18 protein-coding genes are annotated in these 16,130 nt (G+C 37.7%); 11 read left to right on the top strand and 7 right to left on the bottom strand.

Features of this window, described 5'->3' with window-relative positions:
- Nucleotides 1-116: 116 nt before the first annotated feature.
- Both ACIQXP_RS03430 and ACIQXP_RS03425 read left to right on the top strand, forming a co-directional pair.
- Nucleotides 117-266 (top strand): hypothetical protein, encoded by a 150-nt coding sequence (locus ACIQXP_RS03430; RefSeq protein WP_387504037.1) that lies wholly within the window; start codon nt 117-119, stop codon nt 264-266.
- Nucleotides 263-442, top strand: coding sequence for a hypothetical protein (locus tag ACIQXP_RS03425; RefSeq protein ID WP_387504038.1), 180 nt, complete (start codon nt 263-265; stop codon nt 440-442). The genes ACIQXP_RS03430 and ACIQXP_RS03425 overlap by 4 nt, the downstream gene beginning before the upstream one ends.
- 4 nt (nt 443-446) lie before the next feature.
- On the opposite strand, the gene ACIQXP_RS03420 is transcribed toward ACIQXP_RS03425, so the two are convergent.
- Entirely contained in the window at nt 447-1,205 is a 759-nt protein-coding gene (locus ACIQXP_RS03420) for a DUF1570 domain-containing protein (protein WP_387504039.1), read from the bottom strand.
- 102 nt (nt 1,206-1,307) lie between these two features.
- Here ACIQXP_RS03420 and ACIQXP_RS03415 point away from each other — a divergent pair, with 102 nt between their 5' ends.
- Complete coding sequence (locus ACIQXP_RS03415; protein WP_387504040.1) at nt 1,308-2,546, top strand: outer membrane beta-barrel protein; 1,239 nt, start codon at nt 1,308-1,310, stop codon at nt 2,544-2,546.
- Between the two features lie 354 nt (nt 2,547-2,900).
- Here the strand turns inward: ACIQXP_RS03415 and ACIQXP_RS03410 are convergent, their stop codons facing one another.
- Nucleotides 2,901-3,764, bottom strand: coding sequence for an AraC family transcriptional regulator (locus tag ACIQXP_RS03410; protein ID WP_387504041.1), 864 nt, complete (start codon nt 3,762-3,764; stop codon nt 2,901-2,903).
- Between the two features lie 182 nt (nt 3,765-3,946).
- Here ACIQXP_RS03410 and ACIQXP_RS03405 point away from each other — a divergent pair, with 182 nt between their 5' ends.
- The 4 genes from ACIQXP_RS03405 (at nt 3,947) to rplI (ending at nt 6,076) form a co-directional block, all read left to right on the top strand.
- Entirely contained in the window at nt 3,947-4,540 is a 594-nt protein-coding gene (locus tag ACIQXP_RS03405; protein WP_145856283.1) for a hypothetical protein, read from the top strand.
- A 460-nt stretch (nt 4,541-5,000) separates the two neighbouring features.
- Nucleotides 5,001-5,357 (top strand): 30S ribosomal protein S6, encoded by a 357-nt coding sequence (gene rpsF / locus ACIQXP_RS03400; RefSeq protein ID WP_090982636.1) that lies wholly within the window; start codon nt 5,001-5,003, stop codon nt 5,355-5,357.
- Nucleotides 5,357-5,620 (top strand): 30S ribosomal protein S18, encoded by a 264-nt coding sequence (gene rpsR, locus ACIQXP_RS03395; protein WP_010599582.1) that lies wholly within the window; start codon nt 5,357-5,359, stop codon nt 5,618-5,620. The genes rpsF and rpsR overlap by 1 nt, the downstream gene beginning before the upstream one ends.
- Nucleotides 5,621-5,632: 12 nt before the next feature.
- Nucleotides 5,633-6,076, top strand: coding sequence for a 50S ribosomal protein L9 (rplI, locus tag ACIQXP_RS03390; RefSeq protein ID WP_090982638.1), 444 nt, complete (start codon nt 5,633-5,635; stop codon nt 6,074-6,076).
- 180 nt (nt 6,077-6,256) lie between these two features.
- On the opposite strand, the gene ACIQXP_RS03385 is transcribed toward rplI, so the two are convergent.
- Nucleotides 6,257-6,955 carry an SDR family oxidoreductase gene (locus ACIQXP_RS03385; protein WP_293741796.1) on the bottom strand — a complete coding sequence of 233 codons (699 nt, stop codon included), beginning with the start codon at nt 6,953-6,955 and terminating at the stop codon, nt 6,257-6,259.
- A 30-nt stretch (nt 6,956-6,985) separates the two neighbouring features.
- Nucleotides 6,986-7,795 (bottom strand): 3-keto-disaccharide hydrolase, encoded by an 810-nt coding sequence (locus tag ACIQXP_RS03380; protein WP_387504042.1) that lies wholly within the window; start codon nt 7,793-7,795, stop codon nt 6,986-6,988.
- 228 nt (nt 7,796-8,023) lie between these two features.
- Between ACIQXP_RS03380 and mtgA the strand changes: the two genes are divergently transcribed.
- Nucleotides 8,024-8,752: a monofunctional biosynthetic peptidoglycan transglycosylase gene (gene mtgA, locus ACIQXP_RS03375; protein ID WP_387504512.1), complete on the top strand. Its 729-nt coding sequence runs from the start codon at nt 8,024-8,026 to the stop codon at nt 8,750-8,752.
- Nucleotides 8,753-8,833: 81 nt separating this feature from the next.
- Here the strand turns inward: mtgA and ACIQXP_RS03370 are convergent, their stop codons facing one another.
- The 3 genes from ACIQXP_RS03370 to ACIQXP_RS03360 all read right to left on the bottom strand — a co-directional run bounded on the left by ACIQXP_RS03370 (nt 8,834) and on the right by ACIQXP_RS03360 (nt 12,116).
- On the bottom strand, nt 8,834-11,245 hold the full coding sequence (locus tag ACIQXP_RS03370) for an AsmA family protein (protein WP_387504043.1): 2,412 nt from the start codon (nt 11,243-11,245) through the stop codon (nt 8,834-8,836).
- Nucleotides 11,246-11,343: 98 nt separating this feature from the next.
- The gene (locus ACIQXP_RS03365) at nt 11,344-11,631 is read right to left on the bottom strand and encodes a YciI family protein (protein ID WP_387504044.1); all 288 of its coding nucleotides are present in this window, start codon (nt 11,629-11,631) and stop codon (nt 11,344-11,346) included.
- A gap of 5 nt (nt 11,632-11,636) precedes the next feature.
- Nucleotides 11,637-12,116, bottom strand: a complete 480-nt coding sequence (locus ACIQXP_RS03360; RefSeq protein ID WP_387504045.1) for an ABC transporter ATPase — start codon at nt 12,114-12,116, stop codon at nt 11,637-11,639.
- Nucleotides 12,117-12,166: 50 nt separating this feature from the next.
- On the opposite strand from ACIQXP_RS03360, the gene ACIQXP_RS03355 reads away from it, so the two are divergent.
- The 3 genes from ACIQXP_RS03355 to ACIQXP_RS03345 all read left to right on the top strand — a co-directional run bounded on the left by ACIQXP_RS03355 (nt 12,167) and on the right by ACIQXP_RS03345 (nt 16,089).
- On the top strand, nt 12,167-12,652 hold the full coding sequence (locus tag ACIQXP_RS03355) for a hypothetical protein (RefSeq protein WP_387504046.1): 486 nt from the start codon (nt 12,167-12,169) through the stop codon (nt 12,650-12,652).
- A gap of 453 nt (nt 12,653-13,105) precedes the next feature.
- Nucleotides 13,106-14,743, top strand: a complete 1,638-nt coding sequence (locus ACIQXP_RS03350) for a TldD/PmbA family protein (protein ID WP_387504047.1) — start codon at nt 13,106-13,108, stop codon at nt 14,741-14,743.
- Nucleotides 14,744-14,751: 8 nt separating this feature from the next.
- Complete coding sequence (locus tag ACIQXP_RS03345) at nt 14,752-16,089, top strand: TldD/PmbA family protein (RefSeq protein WP_387504048.1); 1,338 nt, start codon at nt 14,752-14,754, stop codon at nt 16,087-16,089.
- Nucleotides 16,090-16,130: the final 41 nt, after the last annotated feature.

Genomic DNA, 16,130 nt, shown 5'->3' with positions numbered 1-16,130 from the left:
ACGATTCCTTTATCGCGCAAATAACGAATATATGCGACCGAAAAACAATGTCTCCAATTTATCATTATGCCAATTAATGCAGGAGTATTTTTGCCTACGATTTTAAAAATGGACTGATGCAGCCATCTGATACGGTTAAAAATAATGATGCCATCAAAAAAGGTCCGGTTAAATTGGATATTCCGGTCATTTCATGGGAACAGGACCTAGAAACCTATGCCTTATTACCAATTAAAAATCGGCAACCTACCATCGTTATGAAGTGATTGGTAAAGATGAACTGAAATTAAATGCAGATCTCACCACTACATGCTGGCTGTTGAAAATTAATTACAGCCAGGACAGTTATGCCATTTTCTGGCTAACCGCGAAATCAAAAGAGGTGATTAAAATGAAAGAATATTATAAAGGTAGCTATCGTATAAAAGTAAAACAATATTAGTAGTTTAATGATGTAGGTTATAAAACTGTTTATAACTGGTTTCAAATGTATTAAAGCTACCGTAAGTAATTGCGATGGCTTTCTCAGTTTCATAACCCTGTACAGTTAACCTGATGATGTTTTTTAATGCGGTGGTGCTTTTGTTTTTAACGAAATAATAAATCATGCTATAGGCTGTATTGTAATTGTCATCTATATCATGGCCATAAAATGAACCGCTATATATTTTAAGAAAGTTTTTTAATCTTTCGCTGTTTTTAGCATCTATTCCCGCCTTTATGCTTTTAATTCTGGCACTTTGTGGATAGGCGTATAAATTTCCTTCGCTGTCAAAATCGAGGGTTTCAAAAAACTCTGCCAACCCCTCATTTAACCATTTTGGCGAATTCTTAAAATTGAACTGAAAAATACTGTAACTGGCTTCGTGGAGTGCAACGGAGATGAAATCACTGATCTTATATATAAAGGCTTCGTTAACTGCGGCTATATAAAATCCGGCACTGTTTATTGGCGCTTTATATATTTTCTGTGCCAGCCGATAATCTTTACTTTTTCCATAGAGGTTTAGTTTTACTGGTACAGTAATGTTTTCTTTTGTTTCAAAAATTTCGTTGCAGAACATGCGCTCGTAAGCAATCAGTTTTTCTATTTTCCTTTGCTCATTGTCGTTTACTTTGCAATTAACCAGATTGATCTCTACATATTGGGCGTAAGTTGAGTGACTGATAGAACTTGATATTAGAAATAATAATAATTTATTCATTCTTATGTTTAAAGTTGTTAATTAGGACAGGTAAATGTAAGCTATTGATTTTTTTTAAAATGTAATTTGGGTTTCTATATTTGCCTAATCTTAAATTTAACAATGAAACGCTTTTCCTTACTATTGCAGCTTCTACTGCCAATCATTTCTTTTGCCCAATCTAATTTTAAAAGAGGGTATATTGTTAATAATAATAAAGATACTATTTCCGGATTTATAGATTATCGAGAACAAATTAATAATCCGATTTCGATGACTTTTAAAAGGACTGTTAGCGATGATGCTAATGTTTTTGGGTTAAAGGATCTTTTAGGTTTTGAGGTTGAAGGTATGGTTAGCTTTAAAAAATATGTAGTGACAATAAGTTTAAGTAAAACAAACAAAGAAGATTTATCAATCGGAATAGATACATCTAATAAAATTGATGCAGTTTTTTTAAAGGTTTTGCAAAGCGGAGAAAATATTACCCTGTTTTCTTATCAGGATAATATTAAGCTTCGATATTATGTGTTAGAAAAAGGTAATGCAACACCTGTGGAGTTAATCAGAAATTTATATTACGATCCACATAATAATTCAGTAAGCCTAGTTCAGAACAAGTACATTAACCAGATACAAGAACTGTTGAGGAGATTTAATCTTACTAGGAGTGAAAGTGAATTAAAGTATCTTAAATTTTATAACAGCGATCTGATAAAAATGGCAACTTTTATCAATAATAATAAGGAAAGGCCTAAATTTTCATCAGCCCGTTTTTTTGTAGGTACGGGTGTAAGCATTAGTCAGGCTCGGTACAAAGGAACCAACGAACTTAACAGTGCAGATGCAAGAGGTAACACTTCAATAATGCCTATGGCAAGTGTAGGCGTTGATTTATTTTTCAACCCAGCTGTTAGAAAATTGATTTTTAGAACGGAATTGTCATTTCTAACTGGGAAGTATAATTTATCTGTCACTTCTGCAGAAGCAGCCAAGGCATTGATTACACATGAATTTAATCAGTCTGTAATTAATCTTACACCACAATTGGTTTATAATTTTTACAACACAGATAAGATCAAAGTTTTTGGTGGTATTGGTTTAGGGCTTAATCTAGCTTCTTACAATAAAAATCAAAGAACCCGTTTAAACACCTTAAATGGAGAAACATTCAGTATGGCGGAAGTTAAACTAGAAAAGTTTTACTTTTCTTTTCCAATTAATGCCGGTGTAGTACTAAATAAAAGAGTTGAGTTTCGTCTTGGAGCTTCTGTGCCAGAAGCAATCAGTGATTATCTTGGATTTAAGTTAGAGATTCAAAGGTATAAATTGGGCGTGCGGTATCTTTTTGGGAAAAATTAGTATTTTATAGAATAACATTGTTGTTTCATTTAGTTGAAAAATTGAAATACAATATCTTTTATTAATTGCACTCTATGATGCTTATTTCCTAATCGTAACCTTTTGTGAAAAAGAGCCAATAGATGGCGAATATTATCATTTTAAGAAAGATGGAAAAGCAGTTCAATGTTTTGACCAGATTCAGACAACACTTATAAAATCAATTCAGATACCAGATTTGAACTAAATATGGGCTTGTAAATCCATGTAGATTGATGAGTATTGATAAAAAATCTTTTGTTTTCGTTGTTGAAGGACCTACAAGATAAAGGGTTTACCATACTGAACATACTCATTACTTAAGCAAATAGGCTGTTATTTTATAATAGCCTTCAATTCATGTCTATATTCTGAAGCGCTTTTTCCTGTAAACTCCTTAAATAATTTATTAAAATGGCTAAAGTTATTGAAGCCGCTTTCGTAAGAAATATTGGCAATGCTGGTTTGTTTTTCGGCCAAAAGTTTATAGGCATGCACCACACGGTATTCGTTTACGAAATGGGTAAATGTTTTCTTCGTAATCTTTTTAAAATAACGGCAAAATGATGGAACGGTCATGCTCGACATTTCGGCAACATGCTGTAAACTGATCTGCTCCTGAAAATGATCTTTTACAAAATTAAAAATCATATTAATACGGTCGTTATCCTGCACCTGCATTTCCATCGAAAAACCATCGGCGTTTAATATTTTATAATCTCTGGTCAGTTCGAGTGCTTTTAAAACACGCAATAAGGTTAAAAGTCGATCGAAAGGTGATTGCTCGTCCATCATTTCTATCCGGTGGCCAACAGCCAGCATGGTTTCCCTGCCAAAGGCTATCCCTGCTTTTGCTTTATCAAACAGCTCCTGTATGCCTCTGATTTCCTGCAGCCCCAAAAAAATACTGCCCAAAAAATCGGGTTTCATCTGGATGACGGTTTCGTTTTTGTTTCCGGTATTGGTGTCGGTGAAGCCGCAATGGGGCAGGTTGCTGCCAATTAAAATCAGGTCGCCTTCGGTATAATAGGAAAGGTGACTGCCGATCTGTCTTTTTCCGGCACCGCCATTAACAAACACCATTTCAATTTCAGGATGGTAATGCCAGAGATGCGCCATATTATTAGCATTCTCCACATATTTTGAATAATAAAACGAACTTCCGAAAGAAGGTTCAACAACCTCAAAGCTTGGCTTCATGTTTTGCTGGATTACGTTTCTAAAATAAATAAAAAATATGCTTTATTATAGGTTTTGTTAAAATAACAGGTAATGGAGGGTAATATAGCATAGATATTGGAAAATATGCAATCACCTATCTTTCAGCTGCCTCCGTACCTTAGTGGTGTAATATAATGATTAACTCTTTAAAAATATTGGTTATGAAAAAGTTCTTAAAAATCGGTTTAATAGCAGCGTTAATTTTTACTGCTACGGGTGTACACGCTAACGATGGTGATTTTACATTGAAGATAAAAGGTGAAAAGGAAAAATTCATCCGTTTTTCTGTAGATAAAGCAGAAAATATCAATTTATCACTAATTGATGCATACGATGAGGTTTTGTTTGAAGAAAGTATCCATGCTCCGGCGGCATCCAGCAAAATCTATGACCTGAATGAACTTCCTGATGGAAAGTATACGTTAAAGGCAGAATCGGATGTAAAGGTTGCTAAATATAATATTGTGATTAAAAATGGTGAAGCAATTGTTTCTGAGCCAAAGATATCTAACGTATTCAAACCTGTTTATACAAAAAAAGATCAGGTCATCACGCTTAATCTTGAAAACCTGGAAAACAATCCGGTAGAAGTTAGCGTGTATAACGAATACAATGATGTGGTTTATAATGAGGTGTTCAAGGATAAATCGCAACTGGTAAAAAAATTCAATATCAGCAAAACTGATTCTAAAGAATTAACCTTTGTGGTTAAATACAATGATGACAGTTTTGTGAAAACGATAGAAACGTACTAAAATCTCTACAGCTAATTGATCCAGGGAGATTGTCGGATAGACGAACTCCCTTTTTTATGTAAGATGGGATATGTAAGATGGATGATGTTGTATGATCGCTTTCGTTAGATAAAAATCTGATTACCTTTTATGTAAGATGGGGTATGTAAAAAGGATGATGTTGCAAGACTGCTTTCGATAGATAAAATCTGATTACCTTTTATGTAAGATGGGATATATAAGATGGATGATGTTATGCGACTTTCTTATTTCCATTTTCTTCTATCACTTTCGCTTTCCATCTTCCATTTTCCGTCTTCCCTTAACCATTTTCCTTCATCCATTTTCTTTCATCCGTTTTACCTCAATGTTTTTCAGGATATAAAATCCAATTAATCATTTGATTTTAAGAAATATATTATTACTTTTGCATCCCCGTAATATAGCTCGGGATTAAAAAATTAAAAACATAATTATAACAATGAATCAGTACGAAACTGTTATCGTTCTAACCCCGTTGTTATCTGAAGAGGCTGCGAAAGAGGCATTAGCTAAATTCAAAGCAGTTCTAACTGATAACGGAGCCGAAATTATCCAGGAAGATAATTGGGGTTTGAGAAAATTAGCGTATCCAATTGCAAAAAAATCAAATGGATTCTTCAACTTAACTGAATACAAAGCTTCAGGAGATTTGATCGCAAAATTAGAGCTTGAATTAAAACGTGATGAGCGTGTGTTACGTTTCTTAACTATCCGTTTAGACAAACACGCTGTTGCTTACAATGAGAAAAAGCGTAGTGGTGCTTTTAACAAAAAAACTAAGGAGGTTGCAGCGTAATGGCAAGAGAACAAATACAATACGTAACTGCCCCTAAAGTAGAGGATAACCGTAAAAAATATTGCCGTTTCAAGAAAAACGGAATTAAATACATCGATTACAAGGATGCAAACTTCCTGTTGAAATTTATTAACGATCAAGGTAAATTGTTACCACGCCGTTTAACCGGTACTTCGTTAAAATTCCAACGTAAAGTGGCTCAGGCTGTTAAACGTGCCCGTCATATCGGTTTGTTACCTTTCGTTGCTGATCAATTAAAATAGGAGGCTAGAGATATGGAAATTATTTTAAAACAAGATATTAAAGGCCTTGGTGAGAAAGATGATGTAGTTACAGTAAAGCCAGGTTTTGGCCGTAACTATTTAATCCCTCAAGGATTTGCTGCATTAGCTACTTCTTCTGCTAAAAAAGTATTGGCAGAAAACTTAAAGCAAGCTGCTTTTAAACAAGATAAAATTAAGAAAGATGCTGAAGGTGTTGCTGAGCGTTTAGCTGAAGTTAAACTTTCAATCGGTGCCAAAGCAGGCGAAAGCGGAAAAATCTTCGGAGCGGTTAACACCATCCAGATTGCTGAAGCATTAAAAGCCCAAGGCTTTGATGTAGATCGTCGCCGTATTACTTTCGAAACTGAACCTAAGTTTGTTGGCGAATATGTTGCTAACCTAAACTTACACAAAGAAGTTAAAGTTCAGGTTCCTTTTGAAGTAATCGCTGAATAAGCATTCTTTAATCAATAAGAAAGGCCTCTTGATCAAATCGAGAGGCCTTTCTTATTGGATGTAAGAGGTAAGAATGTAAGATGGTGAAGATTAAGTGAGCAATAATTACTAATCTATTAAGTTTTATTCAATAAATTGTTTAAACTTAACTACATCTTCCATCACATATCATCTTTCCTTTTATCCTTTCGGTGTAGTAGGTCTGATTTCCACCTTGCTCGGCAGTGTTCTTGCCGGCATGGCCAATAAATCAACAATCAGTTTGCCCATATCCTCTGGCTGGATTTTCCAGGCATCGTTTTCACTGTCAGGCTGATGATCATTGAAATGACTCGCTACCGATCCAGGCATAATGGTACTTACCTTAACACCATACTTTCTTAAATCAAGCATCACTGATTGGGTAAAGCCTGTTAAGCCGAATTTACTGGCATTATAAGCAGATCCTCCGGCAAAAAAGTTCGTGCCTGCCAGGCTCGAAATGGTAAATATATGACCCCTGGTCTTTTTAAGCTCTTCAACTGAAGCTTTGATACTATAGAAAACACCCGTTAAATTAGTATCAATCGTCTCTTTCCACAAATTAATGTCTAATTCGTCAATCGGTGCAAAATGACCAATACCAGCATTGGCAATCAGTACATCTAATTGTCCCCATTTTTCGAGTATCAGATTTACAGCATCCTGCTGAGATTTAAAATCTACAACATCTGCTTCAATAGCCAATACATCTCCGTGTGTTACCAATTGAGATGCAGCCTGATTTGCGCTGGCAATCGTTCTGCTTGTAATGGCTACCTTATAGCCTTCTTTTAAAAGAGATTCGGCAATGCCGAAACCAATTCCTTTGCTTCCGCCTGTAATTAATGCAACTTTCATGTTGTTGTAACGTATGATATTGAAAAATGTTTACTTAGATTTTTTCATATTGTGGTGAGGAAGTTCCATGATCTGGATATCTTTAAAATCGACAGGCTGACCTTCGCTTTGTAAAGCAATAAAACCAGATTGAAGTGCTTTGCCATCTATTTTAATTTTGGGGTCGTAACGGTTAGCCACGTCTCCACCAATTTGGGGTTTGCTATATTGTAACACCGTATCGCCATTGATAATGTGCGTAACCAGCGAATCGCCAAGCACAATCAATTCTGCAGATACCCACTGGTCGCCATCGTATGTTTTTGATTTAGAATCCAGGCAATGGCCATCATACAATTTACCTTTATAAAAAATATCGGTACCTGGCGAACACATATTTCCAGTCGGGCGCGGCCTACCATCGCTCAAACCACCTAAAAACTGCATTTCAATCGAAATCGGCCAGTCTTGTTCCTTAGGCATTGTTTTCGGATCCTGCGAATGGAACATTACACCGCTGTTGCGTAGCGTATAACTCGGTGCACCTTTTTGCAACTCTCCTACGAAACGGTATTTTAACTTTAAATGATAATAAGAAAACGGTGTTTTATAATAGAGATGTCCGAACTGATCATTAAAATCGCCATATTGATCATACCGCACTTGAATAATGCCATCTTCAACCCTAAAAGTATTACCGTAATTTACATTGTAATCGTGGTGGTGGATTTTAACATTCCAGTCTTTGATGTCTTTTCCATTAAAAAGTGTTATCCACTTTTCAGGTTTATTATTGGTGTTTTTAATGGTGCTGCAGCCCCAAAAACAAAGGGCAAGTAATAGGTAGCTGAGTATTTTCATTTATTTAGTTATTGGTGGTTCTGCTATCTGGTTTTTGCGGTTTAGTGAATCGAGAATGGTTAATTCACAGTCACGGACTAAAATACATAAACAAACTTATTTATCGGCTATAAGTTACATCTGGTATAAAATAATTGCTGTCATGTACGTTTGCTGATGATTAATACCGGCGTAATTAAGGCCATTATTAGCGATGTCATTTCCGTCTCTTTAGTTACCTTTGCACCCATGGCAAAAACACGGGCAACCAAGACCAAAGGCAAAGCAAAACATCCGCTGCTTAAGAGGATTACTAACGTGGCTACAAAAGTATTTATATATTTTTTATTGGTTTCTGTATTTTGGGTCATTGCCCTTCGCTTCATCAACCCGCCTATTACCCTTTTAATGGTACTGCGGAATATTGAGCGTAAAGCAGATGGAAAACCTTTTAAAACAGAAAAAAAATGGGTAAAATTTGATGATATTTCTGATAACATGAAAAGGGCTGCCGTTTCTGCAGAAGATCAGCTTTTTTTAACCCATATCGGTTTTGATATGAAAGCCATTGAAAAAGCTTTTGCCAGTAATGCCAAAGGAAAAAAAATAAAAGGCGGAAGTACCATTTCGCAGCAAACTGCTAAGAATGTTTTTCTTTGGCCTGGCCGGTCGTGGATCAGAAAAGGTTTTGAAGCTTATTTTACTTTATTGATAGAATTGTTCTGGAGCAAAGAGAGAATATTAGAAGTTTACCTGAACGTCATTGAAATGGGCGACGGGATTTATGGTGCCGAAGCTGCCGCCCGGGAGTATTATGGCAAATCGTGCACAAAATTAACCAAAAAACAAGCTGCTTTAATTGCTTCCTGTTTTCCAAACCCCAGAAGGTGGACGCCTAAAAATGCAACTCCATACATCAGGCACCGTCAATACCTGATTTTAAGAAATATGAACAGGTTGGGACCACTTGATTTTTAGTCTGAAGTCTGAAGTCTGAGGTCCAGAGTCCTCAGTCCATTTTTCGACTTAGGACTTTGGACTTCAGACTTGGGACTAACACTAGTCATGATCCTTATTCCATCTGATTTTTATTCCGCCTTTTTCGTCGTCAATGGCTTTCAGGTGCAATACGATGCCACGCATACGGGCTTCTCTTCTTTCTGATCTGGTTAGGTTTTCATCTCCCTTTGGATTTCTTAGTGGAATGTCCATCTGAACATTTGTACCGGTACCCAAAGCATAAATACCCTTCACATTAAAGTTTAAAGCACTGGAGTTGATCTGCATCGGACTGATTTCTACCTTATCGCCACGGATATTAAGGGTTCCATCAAGATTTTTGATCTCCACGTTTGATAGGTTCCTGTTGGCAAAAGCAAATTTACCTACCTTAACCATCGGCTCGAAATTAACCAGGGCAGCATTGTTAAGGTTAAATACCACTTTACCATTGATTGATCGCGGAAGAATTTTTCCTGCGTGCGATATCCTTCCCGAAATGTTAACCAACGATGATAAGTAACCTTTTAAATTTTTATTGGTAATGGTATTTTGACCGAAGTTATCAAACGAATAGAAAAAATCTTTCACGCTTACATGGCTGATCTTTGAGCTGATCTTAAAACTATTTGATGCCGCTTCCTGCATAATATTTCCATTTAAGGATAACTGACCTCCTGCATGCATCACACTGATTTTGTTAAAGAATATGCCTCCGCCACGTAGCGAAATGTTGGCGTCAAGATTTTTAGCCAGAAAATGATCATAAATGGCTTTATCTACCGTTAAGCGGATATCCATTTTAGAAAGTTCCAGCACATTGCTTAGTTCTTTCGAAACAACCTGTTTATTGCTGCCCGATTTTTTCTTAGCCGTTCTCGGACCTAAAAAAGGTAAAAACTCTTTTAAGTAAAGCTGCGGGCTCGACATTTTTAAGTTCACCAATATTTTTTCAGGTGCGGTATAATACAGGTTGGCAAAATTGGCGATGCTACAGCTCACGTTCAACTCACTTTTGCCCAGTTGAAAATGCCCGTTTTGTATGGATAAATCATTTTGGTTAAAATCGATATTTAATGCGCTCTTTACTAAATGAAGTTTTCTTGGGATATAAACGATATCGGCGTCGGCAATTCGTATTTTACCGGAAACCACCGGTTTGGTGAACCTGAAATTATCAATATCGGCCTTGCAATAAAGCCTTAAGTCGGCTGTTCCGCTTTTAAAATCGAAGTCGTTGGTACCCAATGAATGGTTTAAGTTCGTTAGTGGAAATTGCGAGGTAACCAATCCGGTTGCAATAGGGCGGGATAGATTGTTAACCGTAAAGGTATCGATCTTAAGCGGTGCATTAAAATATTTTGCTGTAAGCCTGTGAAATTTGATAGACGAGTTTTCATCGCCAATAATGCCGCCAACGGTATCACGATTAGTAAAGGATCCATCAAAATTACAGGCTGTTAATTTGCCTGCCGGAATAGAAACCACATTATCCCTCACGATTATGCCAACATTAATCAAAGGATCTCCATATTTTCCTGATCCGTCATCAATAATATTTCCACGGATATTGATCGGTTTTTCAATTCCAAATTTTAGCAGTTTGGAAGAAATGTTGGGTGATAAGAGTAAAGCAACATCTCTGAACAGGATGTCATCAACAGTAATGCTAATGGAAAAAGCAGATTTAGCGAGTTCTATTTTAGCGCCAATATTAAAAGGGTGACCACCAATGTTAAGGATTTCGGGATTCAGGATTATCGCATCCAGATCTCTGCTATAATGTGCTTTTAAAGTGCCTTCCAGGGTTTTATCTTTCAAAAAGCTACCTTTTCGGGTATTAAAGGCAAAACTGTTTACTTTGGTTATTAACTTAATGTTACCCGTCCAGCCGCTATCCGGATATTCCATCCTGCCCTTAATCTGATCAATATTAAAATTAAATAGCTTAAATCTTTTCTTATTATCTAAAACCAAACTCACCTTGTTAAAATCAATTTTTTTCACCTCAAGTGCTGAAGATTTCGGTGATGATTTTTTATCGGTTTTAGGCTTGCTTTTAAAAATGCTGGTGTTGCTGTAGCCTGTAGAGTCGGTATAGATATAAATGGAAGCATTATTAATGGCAATTTGTTTAATATTGATATTACCCACAATAAGGGAGAGTATATTTAATGATACGTCAATATCCTGTGCTTTTAACAGATCGTGTTTGTGCTGCGCCCATAGGCTATCTCTTAACAAAACGCCATTTAATGAAACAGAAACACCCGGAAAGCTTTTCAAAAGCGTAGGCTCCATGCTGGTGGCGGTAATCTGTCCGTTTAAGTTTTTATTTAATTGCGAGAGGATAGAAGCCAATACTTCTTTTTTATTTCTGCTGATGTAAAAAGCACCCGCCAGCCAGGTTAATATAATCAGTACAACTAAAACCGATACAATTTTTAAAGAGATTTTAAGCCAGCGCTTCATACACATCATTTGATTAAACCAATATAATGTTTTTTGCCAGCTAATTGTTTGGCTCACAATAAAAAATAGCTGCAATATAAAAATCTCCGGTAAATCAGTTAGCCTAAAAGCGATTCCAGATCTGGGTGGTATTGTGAAGTGAGGAAATGCGTAATCTTGAAATCGGCTAAACGGTGTTTATAAAAGGGATCTTCCATCAGGATTTTCTTTAATTCAGCCTCATCTTTGGCAAGTGCCAAAATGATTCCACCGGTTCGTGGAACCTTTCTGCCCGAGGCCACAAAAACGTTCTGTTTGTAATATTTTTTAAGGTATCGAACGTGTGCCTCCATATGCTCATCCAGTTCTTCTAAAGGAACAATATATTTCAGATCAACAATAAACATAATAGTTATAACAAGTGAGCAAAAACAGTAGAATGCCAGCTGTTTTTAAAGGGAACTTCCCATTTCGTCTCTAACTCGGTCAGGTTTTGTACCATATTGTTGAATACTGTGGTTTCTGGTGTAACCTGTTTAATATTTACCAAAGTTTCAAAGTCCTCTTTGCTGTTTACCACTACCTCTCCATTTACTTTATAGGCAATATTGAAACGGTTAAAAAGATCCACATGGTATTCCTGTTCAATTTCTTTCATTAAGCGAACAGAGCTATCAATAGAGCAGCCGGTAACGCCAGCCCTACTCTCATCAACGATCAGAATGATAAAAAAGCCATAGCGTATTTCTGCCTTGGCTAGCAACTCATTTCCATGTGCTTTCCACTGCTTAGTAAAGGAGGTTAGCTTGTTTAAGATCTCAGTTTCTTCGCCTGAAGTAAATTTGCGATCGCTTTGGTATATCCAAACTCTTGATTGTGGAGAAAAACTCATATACAAATTTACGATTTTAATTAAATTGCTGTGTTAAAAACGCTAGCCCGATGAAAAAGTTTACATGCTGCTTGAAAATATCCCTTATTTCGGCTTCTTGTCTGTTTTTATGCTCTTTTTCTGACCCCGAATCCATGGAACAATGTGCCAGCTATCTTCAAAAAACCTTTACCGACCACTACGATAGCAGCCAGGAAAGTGACAGGATAAAACGCTACGAATTAAATGTTACCAACAACGGCTTTTGCCGATACAAGCGATATTTTAATAACGGTAAAACGGAGTATTTCGCATTTAAGCTGTCGAAATTCAAAGATATGGACTATTATGGTACAACCACCGCAGGAAAATTATATATCCATACCAGGGGTGATGATGTGATTGTGCAGACTTATAAAGACAGGGGAGGTGATGTAGACTCGATGGCGACACAGCTTATTATTCCATTAAAGAATATCGAAGCCGAAGATTTAAACCTGATCCGCGATAACCTGAATAAAATCAATGCAGAGGTCTCGAATCTTCAGAAGCCATAGATAGAGAATTAATATTCGGGATATGGCAATTGCTTTGCAAGAATAAGCAAGAATTGCATGGTGATATAAAGATTTTGGTTGCTTTTGGAGCGCAGTGTCATTCGTTTTTTTTAGAGTTATTCCTGCGCTCCGCTTTATCGCTAATGAAGGATCGGGTGATGCCCGCTCCGATCAGGGCTAGAAACCCGGGCCTGGTGCCTGGAAAACCAGACTGGTAGCAGGAAATGACAAGCTAAACCTGACCGGACTGAGGCTGTTTTTTATGGCAGGAGGTTGCGCATGAAGATTTTAACCTGTTGAATACTGCAATTGCTTTCTGAAAAATAAGAAACGGTTTTATAGTGATGTTATTTTAGGCATACTGCTTCATTAAAATTCAGTTAAATTTAAAACAGAAAATTTCAAATAATAAGTTAAAAGACTTATATTCAGCTATATTTAAACCATCTCATCTTGAAGCGTAGAAATTTTATTTATTTAACCGGTGTAGGCGCTGCTGCGTCCATGCTCCCAGCCATTCCGGTTTTTGGGAAAGAGATTTCCCCCGAGCAGGCTTTAGAACATATTGATCCTGCGGCTAAAAAAATCATGTCGGATGTAGCCTTAAATGCGGCACGATCAAAAGGAGCAACTTATACCGATGTACGTATAGGCAGGTATCTGAACCAATATGTGGTTACACGTGAGGATAAAGTAGAGAATATTGTGAATACCGAATCATATGGCATCGGTATCAGGGTAATTTTGAACGGAAGCTGGGGATTTGCAGCAACGGATAAACTGGATAAAGACAGTATCGCCAAAGCTGCTGAACTTGCGGTAACTATTGCCAAAGAAAATGCCCGTTTGTTAAGGGAGCCTGTAAAGCTGGCACCGCAAAAAGGATACGGTGAGGTAAGCTGGAAAGCACCAATTGAGAAAAACACTTTTGAGGTACCTGTAAAGGAAAAGGTAGATTTATTGCTGGCGGTGAATGATGCGGCCCTGAAGGGCGGTGCAGACTACATTAACTCCATCTTATTTGCGGTAAACGAACAAAAATATTTTGCTTCCACTGATGGTTCTTATATCGATCAGGATATCCATCGCATCTGGCCTACTTTCTTTATCACTAAAATAGATAAGGAAAGTGGTAAGTTCGAAACCAGGAATGCCCTAAGTGCGCCTACAGGTAAAGGCTACGAATATTTAAATGCAAGGCCTGAGGATAAGATACAAACGGCTTCCGGTACACTGTATAAAGGCAGGTACGATATGCTTGAAGATGCTAAACAGGCTGCTCGGCAGGTAGGTGAAAAGATGAAGGCAAAATCGGTAGAGCCGGGTAAGTATGATCTGGTATTGGATCCTTCACATTTATGGCTAACCATTCACGAATCATGTGGTCACCCTACAGAGCTCGACCGTGTATTGGGCTATGAAGCCAATTATGCAGGAACCAGTTTCCTGACTTTGGATAAATGGGAATCTAAAAAATTTAATTACGGCAGTAAAGAAGTGAATATCACCGCAGATAAGACCGAAGTAGGCTCTTTAGGCGCTGTTGGTTATGATGATGAAGGGGTGAAATGTGGAAAATGGGATATCATTAAAGACGGTATCCTGGTGAATTACCAGGCGATCAGAGATCAGGCACATATATTAGGCTTAAATGCGTCGCAGGGATGTTGTTATGCCGATAACTGGAGCAGTGTTCAGTTTCAGCGTATGGCCAATATTTCATTACAACCAGGTAAGGTTAAATTGAGTATAGCCGATCAGATCAAAAATGTGGAAAAAGGTATTTACATTGTTGGCGACGGATCTTTTTCTATCGATCAGCAACGTTATAATTTTCAGTTCGGCGGTCAGCTTTATTACGAAATTAAAGCCGGCAAAATTGTTGGCATGCTTAAAGATGTGGCTTATCAGGCCAATACGCAGGAATTCTGGAATTCTTGTGTGGCCATTTGCGATCAGAGCGATTACCGCCTGGGCGGCTCGTTCTTTGATGGTAAGGGCCAGCCTGGACAGGTAAGTGCTGTATCTCACGGATCGGCAACCACGCGTTTTAATAAAGTTAATGTAATCAATACCGCAAGAAAAATCTGATAGAAATTATGCCAATCTTAACCAAAGCAGAAGCAAGGGCACTTTTGACCAAAGTACTTTCTTACTCTAAAGCAGAACAATGTGAAGTAAATTTAAATTGTTCAGATAGCGGCAACCTGAGGTATGCCAGAAACGCGGTTTCTACCAGTGGTGGTATTAGTGCCAATAGTTTGGTGGTGAGTGCAGCCTTCGGGAAAAAGCTGGGTACAGCAACCATCAACGAATTTGATGATGTTTCATTAGAAAAAGTAGTGCGCAGGGCGGAAGAACTTGCGCAGCTTGCACCGGAAAACCCTGAATTTATGCCTTTTCTCGGGCCTCAGGAATATGGTCCCGATTCACCCACATTTTCTCCTGCTACTGCGGCTGTTACGCCAAAGGATAGAGCCGATGCCGTACAGGCCAGTTTAAAACAGGCTATGGATAACAAACTGAATGCTGCAGGTTTTTTGTCGAACAGCGTGGGTTGCTCGGCAATAATGAACAGTAAGGGTTTATTTGCCTATAATACTTCAACTGACGTTGCTTTTAATATTACGGTGAGGACTGATGATGGCAAAGGCTCAGGTTATGCTACAAGGGGATATAACGATTTCAGTAAGCTGAATGCAAAGGCCGATACGGCTATAGCAGCAAAGAAAGCAATGTCGTCGGTAACAGCGAAAGCAATAGAACCAGGTAAGTATACTGTTATTTTAGAACCAACTGCTGTAGCGGTAATGTTAGAAGATTTATTCTACTCTTTGGATGCCCGGCAGGCAGATGAGGGTAGGAGTTTTATGAGTAAAACCGGTGGGAAAACAAAGTTAGGGGAACAGTTGGTGGATGAGCGGGTGAATATTTATTCAGATCCCTGGAACCCAGAGCTGCCAACATCTACATGGGCTGGAGACGGGCGGCCCCAGGAGAAAGTAAACTGGATAGAAAAAGGAGTAGTAAAAAATTTATACAGTTCGAGATACTGGGCACAGAAAACCGGAATTAAGTCCATACCAAGTCCAGGAGGTGTTATTATGCAAGGTGGAACAAAAACCTTGGAAGAATTGATCAAGGGAACAGAAAAAGGCATATTGGTTACGCGTTTATGGTATATCCGTACGGTAGATCCACAAACCTTGTTATTAACCGGGCTAACCAGAGATGGCACTTTTTATATCGAAAATGGAGAAATCAAGTTTCCGGTCAAGAATTTTCGTTTCAATGAAAGTCCGATTATTATGCTGAATAACCTGGATGAGATCGGAATAGCCGAAAGAACAGTAAGTGCTGAATCGGAAGCAAACTATCTGTTGCCGCCATTGAGGATACGGGATTTTACGTTCACTTCCTTATCTGATGCGGTATAGCAAATTATAACTGTAAGTTTATAAAAGAGGTTGTATCATTC

The sequence above is a fragment of the Pedobacter suwonensis genome (assembly GCF_044762335.1).
Lineage (GTDB): Bacteria > Bacteroidota > Bacteroidia > Sphingobacteriales > Sphingobacteriaceae > Pedobacter.
This window is presented reverse-complemented; position numbering and strand designations above follow the sequence as displayed.

What these genes read in the sequence shown, in the direction of transcription:
- ACIQXP_RS03420 (WP_387504039.1), bottom strand. Translation starts at nt 1,205, where the DNA reads ATGAATAAATTATTATTATTTCTAATATCAAGTTCTATCAGTCACTCA.
- rpsF (WP_090982636.1), top strand. Translation starts at nt 5,001, where the DNA reads ATGAATCAGTACGAAACTGTTATCGTTCTAACCCCGTTGTTATCTGAA.
- mtgA (WP_387504512.1), top strand. Translation starts at nt 8,024, where the DNA reads ATGGCAAAAACACGGGCAACCAAGACCAAAGGCAAAGCAAAACATCCG.
- rpsR (WP_010599582.1), top strand. Translation starts at nt 5,357, where the DNA reads ATGGCAAGAGAACAAATACAATACGTAACTGCCCCTAAAGTAGAGGAT.
- ACIQXP_RS03430 (WP_387504037.1), top strand. Translation starts at nt 117, where the DNA reads ATGCAGCCATCTGATACGGTTAAAAATAATGATGCCATCAAAAAAGGT.
- ACIQXP_RS03405 (WP_145856283.1), top strand. Translation starts at nt 3,947, where the DNA reads ATGAAAAAGTTCTTAAAAATCGGTTTAATAGCAGCGTTAATTTTTACT.
- ACIQXP_RS03360 (WP_387504045.1), bottom strand. Translation starts at nt 12,116, where the DNA reads ATGAGTTTTTCTCCACAATCAAGAGTTTGGATATACCAAAGCGATCGC.
- ACIQXP_RS03380 (WP_387504042.1), bottom strand. Translation starts at nt 7,795, where the DNA reads ATGAAAATACTCAGCTACCTATTACTTGCCCTTTGTTTTTGGGGCTGC.
- ACIQXP_RS03355 (WP_387504046.1), top strand. Translation starts at nt 12,167, where the DNA reads ATGAAAAAGTTTACATGCTGCTTGAAAATATCCCTTATTTCGGCTTCT.
- ACIQXP_RS03415 (WP_387504040.1), top strand. Translation starts at nt 1,308, where the DNA reads ATGAAACGCTTTTCCTTACTATTGCAGCTTCTACTGCCAATCATTTCT.
- ACIQXP_RS03345 (WP_387504048.1), top strand. Translation starts at nt 14,752, where the DNA reads ATGCCAATCTTAACCAAAGCAGAAGCAAGGGCACTTTTGACCAAAGTA.
- ACIQXP_RS03370 (WP_387504043.1), bottom strand. Translation starts at nt 11,245, where the DNA reads ATGAAGCGCTGGCTTAAAATCTCTTTAAAAATTGTATCGGTTTTAGTT.
- ACIQXP_RS03410 (WP_387504041.1), bottom strand. Translation starts at nt 3,764, where the DNA reads ATGAAGCCAAGCTTTGAGGTTGTTGAACCTTCTTTCGGAAGTTCGTTT.
- rplI (WP_090982638.1), top strand. Translation starts at nt 5,633, where the DNA reads ATGGAAATTATTTTAAAACAAGATATTAAAGGCCTTGGTGAGAAAGAT.
- ACIQXP_RS03365 (WP_387504044.1), bottom strand. Translation starts at nt 11,631, where the DNA reads ATGTTTATTGTTGATCTGAAATATATTGTTCCTTTAGAAGAACTGGAT.
- ACIQXP_RS03385 (WP_293741796.1), bottom strand. Translation starts at nt 6,955, where the DNA reads ATGAAAGTTGCATTAATTACAGGCGGAAGCAAAGGAATTGGTTTCGGC.